This window comes from Pseudochelatococcus sp. B33, from assembly GCF_053570585.1.
On sequence record NZ_JBSEFH010000002.1, the window covers coordinates 1 to 10,595 of the forward strand.

Consider the following 10,595-nt stretch of genomic DNA (forward strand, 5'->3'; position numbering starts at 1 on the left):
TCGCAGAAAAAAACGCCGCCTACGCTTCTCTTCCATATCCACACAATGTCAAAGAACGATGCGCCGAAGCGCATACCCTGCCGGGCAAAACAACAACCGGCAAACAGGCGACCGCCCCCACTTGTTTAAGTCGGGCTGTCGTCCCAATCCGGTTATCGGAAGTTGCGCCGACCACCGCGGAACCCGCCAGAAGCTCGCCGCAGCGCCGGTGTGGGTGCTATATAGGTCAGGGCCGCTTCGGCTGTCAACGGCCTCATGAAATTTTTTTGACGTTTTTTGCGGCCGGCGCTGCCAGCGGTGGATACCATATTGCCGGCAATGGGTTTTCGATAAAGCGGCCATCGCGCGCCGATTGGGGCGAAGCCGAAATCGGCCGCATGTTGAGCAAAGACGCGCTTGCGGTGTATAAGCATGACACGCCGATATCGTCCGGCCCTGCGGCAACCCTGCCGATCGCCCACGCGGTTTACGCCCGTGCGGCGGATCGGACGCAACCGGCCGCAGCGCCGAGCGCCGGCGGGGCGGGTTTTCGGGCCAGGCCGGAGCAGACAACGGCGAGGAGCTTTTGGAGGATCGATGCTGCAGCGGGCACCGGTGACGATTCGGACGGAGGCGGCCGCACCCCGCCCCGAAGCGTGGATGCGTCATCGCAGGTCCGGCTTGGGCGGTGTGGACGTGTCGCCGCCGCTCGACCCGAACGGCATCGCCGTGATCAACCAGAACCGGCGGCGCGTCAGCCTGAGATGGCTCATCGGCAGCGTGCTGACGGCGCTGAGCGGCGCAACGCTCATCGGCGGCGCGATCGTCATCGCGCTTCAGGGCGAGATCGTCCAGGTCGAGCGCCCGCAACGCGCTCTTGCCGTCGCGGGCAAGGGCGAGGGACCGAAGTCCGCCGCCCGCAGGGCGGACCGGCTGGTGCGGCGAGAGGTGGCCGGCAACCTCGCCCGGCAGGAGTTCAAGGCGCCGATCACCGTTCGCACCGGCGACCGGGAGGTGATCCGGACACGCGGCTTCGTGCGCATCAGCGCGCCGTTGTCGCTTACCGCGGGCACCTATGCGCGCGCGATCCCTCCGTTCAATCCGCTCAATCTGTTTGCCGACAACGAAATCGCAAACGCGACTACGCGGGAGACGGCGGCGGACGCGGACGTATCCATCGTCAAGCGCGACCTCGCCGGCCAGTTCTTCTTCCCCGCTGCCCCTGCCCTCAACGCCGACGAGGCGCTGGCGCAGGTGATCGCCGAGGAACGGCTGATGAGCGACTTCAGCGGCCGCTCCATCCTGCCGCAGGCGGGCCGCATGATGCTGTTCCGCTCCCTGCGGCAGGATCAGCCCACTGCCGGGCCGATGTCCTATGCCAGCCTGGCGGAAATGCCGTTCAGCGAAATCGACGTACGCGTCGTGCCCGAAAACGTCACGCTGCTGCCGAAGCTCGCGACGCCGGCTGAAGACGACCGGAGCATGGAAGAGCGCCTCGCGGGCGCGTCCGGGGACGTCGTGCTCAAGATCCTGATCGATGAGGGCGCCTCGCGCGACGACGCCCGCGCCATCCTCACCGCGCTCGACCTCGGCGAGAAGGACAGGCTGCGCGAAGGACAAAGCCTGGCGATCCTGCCGACGCTCGACACCGCTGCGGTGGAAGCGGGCGACGGAGCGGCCAGCGAGACGACAGCCATCGGCCGCGTGATTCTACATGACGAAGGCGCGATCAAGGCCATCGCCGCCCTGACGGACGACGGCCGTTACGTGCCCGTCGTGCTGCCGGAGGAGGATCCGGCCAGCGGCGATCCGCACCCCGGCAACACCGCCGTCGCGAGCGAAAGCGGGCCCGGCGCGCCGCTGTACGAGAGCGTGTACGAGACCGCGGCGCGCTACAACGTGCCCGCTTCGCTGGTGAAGGAAATCATCCCCCTGTTCGCGGCCGATACCGATTTCCAGCGCCGGGTGGCGGCGGGCGAATCGCTCGAACTGCTCTACACCGACGACGAGGACGGCGACCCGGAACTGCTCTACGCCGCGCTTTCGACGGATGGCGAAATGAAGCGCCTCTACCGCTTCCAGCCGCCCGGCGACGGCACCATCAGCTTCTATGACGCCGACGGACGCTCCCTGCAGAAGTTCCTGATCCGCAAGCCGATCACCGAGGGCCGCATGACCTCCGGCTTCGGCATGCGCTACCACCCCGTCCTGAGCTACTCCAAGCTGCACACCGGCGTGGACTGGGCGGATCGGATCGGCACGCCGATCCTGGCCGCGGGCGACGGCGTCGTCATCAAGGCGGGATGGGCTTCCGGCTACGGGCGGCGTATCGAGATCCAGCACGCCAACGGCTATGTGACCACCTATTCGCACCAGTCGCGCTTCGCACGCGGGATCGAAGCCGGCGTGCGCGTGCGCCAGGGGCAGGTGATCGGCTATCTGGGCAACACCGGCCTGTCCACCGGTCCACACCTGCATTATGAAGTGATGGTCAACGGCCGGTTCGTCGATCCGATGAAGATCAAGCTGCCGCGCAGCGACGAACTCGCCGGGGCCGACCTCGCCGAATTCGCGCACCAGCGCGACCAGGTGAAGGAGCTGCTCGCCAGATCGCAACCCGGCAGCGTAGCCGCCGCGATCCCCTGAACCGGCCGGACCGGCCCCCTCGTCAGCGGAGTTGGCATCCTGTTGCATCAAATCAAAAATGGAACCCTTTTTTGGATAGATTTGATGCACAAACAAAGGGATAGAGCAAAAATAGCGACTCAGATTTAATGCATTTTGCTCTCTCATGCCGGAGGCGGCCCGAAGCCGAGCCCGGACAACACCACGTCCCGGCTGATGCCGGCCTCGCGCAGCGCACGCAGGGAACGCGAGCCACGCGACTTCGCCAGCTTCTCGCCATCCGCGTCGAGGACGAGGTCGTGGTGGTGATAGGCCGGGACGGGCAGGTCGAGCAGGGCCTGCAACAGCCGGTGAACGTGGGTCGCGGCCTCCAGATCGCGCCCGCGCACCACGTGGGTGACGCCCTGCAGCGCATCGTCCACCGCCACCGACAGATGGTAGCTCGTCGGCGTGTCCTTGCGCACCAGAATCACGTCGCCCCACCGCGCCGGATCGGCCACCTCGCGGGCGACCTCCCCGGAGGGGGAAAACACCGGATAGTCGAGGCGTGCGCCCGCGCGGGCAAGCGCATCGAGCGCTTGGCGCATGTCGAGGCGCAGCGCGAAGGGCTCCCCGGCCAGCCGGCGCCGCTCCTCCTCGCGCGCGTCGAGCACCGGCCGCGCGCGCCAGCGCAGCAGCGCGCCGTCGGGATCGCGGCCGGCGCCGGGTTCTTCGCCCCGGCCGATCTCCGCGCGCGAGGCGTAGCAGCGGTAGAGCAACCCCCGCGCCAGCAGTTTCTTCGACGCTGCCGTGTAATCGGCGAAATGGCGGGACTGGCGGCGCACCGGGCCGTCCCAGCGCACGCCGAGCCACATGAGGTCTTCGTGAATGGCGTCGACATTCGCCTCGCTGCAGCGGGCAAGGTCGATATCCTCGATGCGCAGCAGCAGACGCCCGCCCCATCGGCGCGCCAATTCCTGATTGAGAAGCGCCGAGAAACCGTGGCCGCGATGCAGCAGGCCGTTGGGACTCGGCGCGAACCGGAACACCGGCGCCCCCTCGCCGGCCGAATGGAATGGGGCTGACCCGGACCCTGACTGCGGCACGAATTTTCACCTTCCGCCCATGATTCGCTTCATGATTCGCTTGCGCCGGAGGCGCGATGAGATATACGGACTCCTCTTTATCTTTATCAGGGGTTCGGCTCGGGACGGAGAGCGTCGGCAGCGCCGCAGGATATCCGCCGCACGGTCGATTCAGGGTTATCGCGCTACGCTCGCGGGCGTGACCGATGTAGAGGGTGTACCGGTATGAACGAAGACACCAGTGACGATGGCCCGATCGTGCCGTTTCCGCCGGCGCACGGGCAGCGTCCCGGTGCGGACGGAACGCACGCCGCACAGGATCGCGTCGCACCGGCGTCGGTCGCCGTCATCATGGGCAGCCAGTCGGACTGGGCCACCATGCGCCATGCCGTCGAGACCCTCGACGAACTCGGCATCGCCCACGAGGCGCGCATCGTCTCCGCTCACCGCACGCCCGAGCGGCTCTATGAATTCGCGCGGTCGGCGCGCGAGCGGGGTTTCAGGGTGATCATCGCCGGCGCCGGCGGCGCGGCGCATCTGCCCGGCATGACCGCTGCCATCACCAGCCTGCCGGTGTTCGGCGTGCCCGTCGAGACGAAGGCGCTGGCCGGTCAGGACAGCCTGCTGTCCATCGTGCAGATGCCGGCGGGCATTCCGGTCGGCACGCTCGCCATCGGCCGCGCGGGGGCGGTCAACGCGGCGCTGCTGGCGGCGGCCGTGCTGGCGCTCTCCGACCCCGGCCTTGCCGCCCGGCTCGACGCGTGGCGTGCGGCACGCACCGCCGCAGTGGCGGACTTTCCGGCGGACGAGGGCTGATCATGCTGCCTCCCGGCTCGTGCATCGGCATCCTCGGCGGCGGCCAGCTCGGCCGCATGATCGCCCTCGCGGCGGCCGAGCTCGGCATCAGGGTCCACGTGTTCGCGCCCGACGCCGACAGCCCGGCGTTCGAGGTCGCCGGCCGGCATACGGTCGCGCGATACGACGATGCGGCCGCGCTGTCCGCCCTCGCGCGGGCAGTGGATGTGGTCACCTACGAGTTCGAAAACATCCCTGCGCAAACGGCCGAACTCATCGCGGGACTGGCGCCGCTGCGGCCCGGCGCGCGGGCGCTCGCCATCACCCAGGACCGGCTGGCGGAAAAGGATTTCGTCACGTCGCTCGGCATCGGCACCGCGCCCTACCGCAGGGTGGACGGCATCAAGGATCTCGAGGCGGCGCTGGCCGCGCTGGGGCGGCCGGCGGTGCTGAAAACGCGCCGCTGCGGCTATGACGGCAAGGGACAGGCGATCATCGGCCCGCAGGACGATCCTGCCGCCGTGCTCGCGAGCCTCAACGACGCGCCGGCCATTCTGGAAGGTTTCGTGTCCTTCACCCGCGAGGTGTCCGTGGTGGCGGCCCGGGCGATCGACGGGTCGTTCGTTGCCTATGATCTGTGCGAGAACACGCATCGTCATCACATCCTCGATATCACGCGCGCGCCGGCCGGCGTCTCGGCCGGCGCCGCGCGGCAGGCCGTGGAGGCGGCGCGAATCATCGCCGATTCGCTCGGCTACGTGGGCGTGCTGGCCGTCGAGCTGTTCGTGGTCGATGACGGCGCCGGCGGCGAGACGGTGCTCGTCAACGAAATCGCGCCGCGGGTTCACAATTCCGGGCACTGGACCATCGAGGGGGCGCAGACGTCGCAGTTCGCCCAGCATGTGCGGGCGATATGTGGCTGGCCGCTCGGCGCGGCGGCCCTGACGGGAGTGGCCGCGACCATGACCAACCTCATCGGCGGCGACGTCGACAACTGGCCTGCGATCGCGGCAGAGCCGGGCGCGCACCTGCATCTCTACGGCAAGGGCGCGCCGCGGCCGGGGCGCAAGATGGGTCACGTCACCCGCGTCACGCCGCGCCCGTGACACGCCGCCGCGGCAAACCCCTATGAGGCAGGGCCCGAGCGGGCAAGCCGCAAGCGGCACGCTGGTTGTGGACAAGTGCCGCGCGATCTGCTATCCGCAGTACTTCATTTCCCGGCGTGCGACCCACGTTCCGGGCGGTTTCCGGCGCGGCTGGCGCGCCATATCCAAGAGCGCGTTCCGATCAGACGGAATCGTCCGGTCGATCAGAATTCGCTCAAAATCAAAAATTGAGAGCATGTCATCGTTTCACGAAAACGATGACATGCTCTAGGTGACAGCAGGCGCGATCGTCGTGCCGGGGGTGGCAAGCCCCTTCCATTTTTAAAGAACACGGGAAGATAAAGCGTGCAGGTTCTCGTTCGCGATAACAATGTCGATCAGGCGCTCCGGGCCCTCAAGAAGAAGATGCAGCGTGAAGGCATCTTCCGCGAAATGAAGCTTCGCGGCCACTACGAGAAGCCTTCCGAGAAGAAGGCTCGCGAGAAGGCCGAGGCTGTGCGCCGCGCGCGCAAGCTGCAGCGCAAGCGCCTGCAGCGCGAGGGGCTGCTGCCGTCGAAGCCTCGCGCGACCGCCGCGCGCTGATCGTCGCCTCCTTTGCTCGCCGGTGTTCGACTGGCGGGGAAGCGTATTGCGTTCGAATATAGAGCGGTTTTGAATCAGGGCTCGTTCTGCAACCCGCTCTAATTTTTATCGTTTTCCGCGACTTGCGTTCAATTTGGATGATCACATTGAACGCAAACTGCGATAGTGCTCTCGCCCGATGGCATGATTTGCCAGCCGGACATAGATTCTGAGACACCGCGCGTTTCGGTTTCCCGATGATGAGGAGGCCGGAGGGGCGGTGTTTTGCGGACAGGCGTCAACAGAATGGACGTGACGACGTTGAGCAATCGCTTTGCGCATGGCCGGCAAATGACCCGGCGCGTTTTCTCGTTGCGTCCGCTGCCCTTTCCATCGACGGCAACACAGGCCCTGCCCGCCGCCGGACGGGTGGCGTCGCTTGCGCTGGCCGTCGGGCTCGGCGCGCTTCTCGCCGCCTGCGGAACGGTCGGCTCCCTCGGGCCGACGACGAACGTCGCGGTTGTCGATCAGGCCAATCCCGACTCCCGCGCCAACATCGATTCGCTCACCAGCGTCATCCGCGCCAATCCGAACGATCCGGTGGCCTACAACACGCGCGGCGCGGCCTATGCGCGGCAGGGGCAGTACTCGGACGCGATCCGCGACTTCACCCAGGCCATCACCCTCGACCCCGGCTATGCCGCCGCCTACACCAACCGGGCGCTGGCCTATCGCCAGACCGGGCGGGACGACGCGGCGCTCGGCGACTTCACCCAGGCCATCAACGCCGACGGCAATTATGCCGCGGCCTATGTCGGACGGGCCAACCTGCTGCGGGCGCGCGGCGATACGACGCAGGCGCTGGCTGACCTGTCCCGCGCCATCGCCATCAACCCGGAAGCTGCCGAGGCATTCCACGCGCGCGGCCTCGTGCACCAGCGGCTCGGCAACCATGAGGACGCGATCCGCGATTTCGATGCGGCCATCGACCGCAACCCGTTCGTGGCGGCGCCCTATACGGCACGCGGCCAGAGCCTGATCGAGGTCGGCCGTTACGACAAGGCCGTGGAGGATTTCAACGCCTCGCTCAACGTCGACAACCGCAATGCCGACGCCTGGGCGGCGCGCGGCGTTGCGCTGGAGCGGCAGGGCAGAACCCGCGAGGCGCTTGAATCATTTCAACGGGCGCAGGGGATCGACGACCGCAACCGGGTCGCGCGTGAGGGCATATCGCGCCTGAACCGGGGCAACCGGCTGCTGTGACGGCGAGGGCCCGCCGCAGCGGAGGGCCGGACTTGCGATGCCGGATTTGTGAATTTGGGCGCATTTTGACCGTGACGGGGTATTGTCAGGAGTTCACGACCTGTCACAATCGCCGGTGCGCGAGAGAGGGGCCGCGTGCCGGGTGATCCGCAAAGATGCTCGCGGCAACCATACGGGGTAAGTTTTCGGTAAGGGTACGACGCTAGTCTCGTTCAATCGGATGCATCTGCATCGGCACAAGGGTCGGGTGTCTGTATGTTCAAGCAGCTAGTCTTGTTTGCGGGAGTGGGGCTTGCGCTCGCCGGGTGTCAGGACGGCGGCAGGTATGCCAGCAACGCCAAGGCGCGGGCGCCCATTCCGTCCGAGACCCTCGCCCTGATGCGCGAGAAGGGAATGCAGCCATCGGCGCCGATCCTGATCCGCTCGTTCAAGAAGGAAGCGGAGTTCGAGATCTGGAAGAGGGGCGCGGACGGACGCTACGCCCTGCTGAAGACCTATCCGATCTGCCGCTGGTCCGGCCAGCTCGGGCCGAAGAAGAAGGAGGGCGACCGGCAGGCGCCCGAGGGCTTCTACACCATCACGCAAGCGTCGATGAATCCGAATTCGTCCTACTACCTGTCGTTCGATATGGGCTATCCGAACGCCTTCGACCGCGCGTACGGGCGCACCGGCAGCCATCTGATGGTGCACGGCGCCTGCTCGTCCGCCGGGTGCTATTCGATGACGGACGAGCAGATTGCGGAGATCTACGCCATCGGCCGCGAGGCCTTCAACGGCGGCCAGCGCAAATTCCAGTATCAGGCCTATCCGTTCCGCATGACGCCCGAGAACATGGCCAAGCACCGGCTCGACCCCAATATCGCGTTCTGGCGCAATCTCAAGGAAGGCTGGGATCATTTCGAGGCCACGCGCCTTGAGCCGCAGGTGGCGGTGTGCGGCAAGCGCTATGTGTTCAACGCCCGCAACGGCAGCAACCTCAGCCCCGCCGGCGCCTGCCCCACGCTCGATATCGATCCCGGCATCAGGCAGGCGGTCGCCGCCAAGCAGCAGGCTGACGAGGCGAAGATCGCCGACCTGCTGTCCAAGGGCACGCCCGCGATCCGCCTCGTCTACAGCGACGGTGGCCAGCACCCGGTCTATCGCGGCGGCCGTCACCCGGAGGGCTCGAGCATGCTGGCGTTCTCACGCCGGGCGCCGCGGTTCGACGCCAACAACGTCAGCCGTCCGGACGCCCTGGCGGAAGGTCCGCGCGAGATCGTCCTGCACGACGGCCGCACGCCGGCAGCGCAGCAGCCCGTGACGCAGGTCGCGGCCGCACCCGCTCCGGCGGTGCCTGCCCCGGCCACTCCCGCTGCGGCCGAGACACCCGCCACCGCGAACGTAGCCGTAGCCGCCGCGCCAGCTGTTGCGCCGGCGAGCACGAATGCGGCGCCCTTCCCGGTGGTCCGCCCGGCCAGCGCGCCCGCCCAGCCGGTCGCCGTCGCCGCCTCTCCGTCGGTGTTCAACCGCGTCATGTCGTTCTCCGGCCTGTGGCCGAAGGCGAATGAGCAGGCCCCGGCCGCGGATGCGATCGTCACCGCGTCGACGCCGTCGCCCGCCGCCGCGCCGGCCCTGGCTGCGCCCGCCCCGGTCGCGCCTGCCGACACCGTGCAGACACCCACGCCGCCGCAGCCCCCTTCCCGCCCCGAGACGCCGGGTCTTTCGGGCCTGTGGTGATCGTCCGGGCAAGCTCCTTGCCCGGCCGCACGACAGGATCACGCCGAAGTTATGGAGCGCCGGACGTTCTGAATTGGCGCAGCTTTGTCGACGCTGCGCTATACCGGACGATAGACGTCGATCTCGTCGTCGAATCCGTCGAGGCGGAACGAGCCGAGGTGATGCGTATCCGCCCACAGATGCTCGCTGAACTTGCGGGACATCAGCAGCGGCTCGCCCAGCACCTTGTTGAGCTGCGCCAGCCGGCTGGTGAGATTGACGTCGCGGCCCACCACCGTGAAGTCGAGCCGCGCGCCTGAACCGACATTGCCGTATGCCGCCTCGCCGTGGTGCAGGGCGATGCCGGCGCGGATGGGCGCATGGAAGGCGATGGCGTCGATGCGGTCGATGCGCGCCAGTGCCTCGGTCGCGGCCGTCAGCGCGGCCTGTGCAGCCGCGCCGGTGTCGTCGCAGCGGTCGCGAAAGATGGCGAGCAGGCCGTCGCCCATGTATTTCAGCACTTCACCGCCCTCTGCCTCGATGGGCGGCACGAGGCAGTCGAAATAGCGGTTGAGCAGCGCCACCGCCGCCTCCGGTTCCATGGCCGAGGTGATCCGGGTATAGCTGCGCATGTCGGCGAACAGGATGGCGGACCGGATGCGGCTGACCTGCCCGCGGCCGATGCGGCCGGCCAGAATGGCCTGATGCGGCTCGTTGCCGACATAGATGCGCAGCACCTCGTCCATCGCCTTGTAGCTGCTGAGAATTTCCAGCACGGCCACCAGCGTGGGCATCAGGGCCTCCATCAGCGCGATGGCGCGCGACGAGAAGCCGTTCGGATCACGCGTGGCGAGGCTGATGGCGTTGCTGTGGCCGTTGGCGAAGAACATCGGAAAGCAGAGATAATGGCTGTACCCGTCCTGCTTGAGATCGGGGATCAGCGTGTAGAGGCCGTCGGGCGTATCCGGCAGCCACAGGAACAGCGGCTCGCGGGATTCATGCACGGCGCGAACGGTGCTGTTCTGGTATCCGGCGATCGCCTCCCAGCCATAGGCCTGCAATTGCTGCAGGTTCTCCTCGCCCCTGATCCAGGTGCTGGAGAACGCGACGTGCTCGGCATGCAGGGCCTGGGCGGCGAAGGTGAGCCTGTCGACCGGCACTCCGGCCGCGTTCAGGCGGGCGCCGAGACCGGCAATGGCATGCCGGATATCGGTTTTCATGCGCGCATCCCTGAGCAGCCAGTCGCTCAGCTTCGCGATAGTGATATCGATTGGCTCCAGATGCGCGAGTTCCACGGCCGCCTCCATAGCCCTGCCCGACACGACCGAACCGGTCCGAACGGGAACCGTGCCATTTAGTTCACCTTTGGGGCGACGTTAAGGCCGGACCCGGACGACGACAGTACCGCGGACATGGTGAGCGATAGGGGCAGGCCCGGCCGGAATCCGAAAGTTCGCAAACCAGCTGTTTAGAGCATAACCGCCATCAATAGAATGATGAATTTGGT

The 10,595-nt window shown here is 67.2% G+C and carries 8 protein-coding genes; 6 read left to right on the forward strand and 2 right to left on the reverse strand.

The window, feature by feature from the left end; genetic code table 11:
• Positions 1 to 576 precede the first annotated feature (576 nt).
• Complete coding sequence (locus tag ACUSIJ_RS01955; RefSeq protein ID WP_449306680.1) at positions 577 to 2,625, forward strand: M23 family metallopeptidase; 2,049 nt, start codon at positions 577 to 579, stop codon at positions 2,623 to 2,625.
• A 143-nt stretch (positions 2,626 to 2,768) separates the two neighbouring features.
• Here ACUSIJ_RS01955 and gluQRS read toward each other — a convergent pair whose 3' ends face one another.
• The gene (gene gluQRS / locus ACUSIJ_RS01960) at positions 2,769 to 3,632 is read right to left on the reverse strand and encodes a tRNA glutamyl-Q(34) synthetase GluQRS (RefSeq protein WP_449306681.1); all 864 of its coding nucleotides are present in this window, start codon (positions 3,630 to 3,632) and stop codon (positions 2,769 to 2,771) included.
• 387 nt (positions 3,633 to 4,019) lie between these two features.
• Between gluQRS and purE the strand changes: the two genes are divergently transcribed.
• The 5 genes from purE (at position 4,020) to ACUSIJ_RS01985 (ending at position 9,109) form a co-directional block, all read left to right on the forward strand.
• Positions 4,020 to 4,484 carry a 5-(carboxyamino)imidazole ribonucleotide mutase gene (purE, locus tag ACUSIJ_RS01965; protein WP_449306978.1) on the forward strand — a complete coding sequence of 155 codons (465 nt, stop codon included), beginning with the start codon at positions 4,020 to 4,022 and terminating at the stop codon, positions 4,482 to 4,484.
• A gap of 2 nt (positions 4,485 to 4,486) precedes the next feature.
• A complete protein-coding gene (locus tag ACUSIJ_RS01970) occupies positions 4,487 to 5,569 on the forward strand; it encodes a 5-(carboxyamino)imidazole ribonucleotide synthase (RefSeq protein ID WP_449306682.1) in 1,083 nt (360 codons plus the stop codon).
• Positions 5,570 to 5,914: 345 nt separating this feature from the next.
• Positions 5,915 to 6,151 (forward strand): 30S ribosomal protein S21, encoded by a 237-nt coding sequence (rpsU, locus tag ACUSIJ_RS01975; RefSeq protein ID WP_449306683.1) that lies wholly within the window; start codon positions 5,915 to 5,917, stop codon positions 6,149 to 6,151.
• Positions 6,152 to 6,481: 330 nt separating this feature from the next.
• Positions 6,482 to 7,393, forward strand: a complete 912-nt coding sequence (locus tag ACUSIJ_RS01980) for a tetratricopeptide repeat protein (protein WP_449306684.1) — start codon at positions 6,482 to 6,484, stop codon at positions 7,391 to 7,393.
• A 255-nt stretch (positions 7,394 to 7,648) separates the two neighbouring features.
• Positions 7,649 to 9,109 (forward strand): L,D-transpeptidase family protein, encoded by a 1,461-nt coding sequence (locus ACUSIJ_RS01985; RefSeq protein ID WP_449306685.1) that lies wholly within the window; start codon positions 7,649 to 7,651, stop codon positions 9,107 to 9,109.
• A 98-nt stretch (positions 9,110 to 9,207) separates the two neighbouring features.
• On the opposite strand, the gene ACUSIJ_RS01990 is transcribed toward ACUSIJ_RS01985, so the two are convergent.
• Positions 9,208 to 10,383, reverse strand: a complete 1,176-nt coding sequence (locus ACUSIJ_RS01990; protein WP_449306686.1) for an adenylate/guanylate cyclase domain-containing protein — start codon at positions 10,381 to 10,383, stop codon at positions 9,208 to 9,210.
• Positions 10,384 to 10,595: the final 212 nt, after the last annotated feature.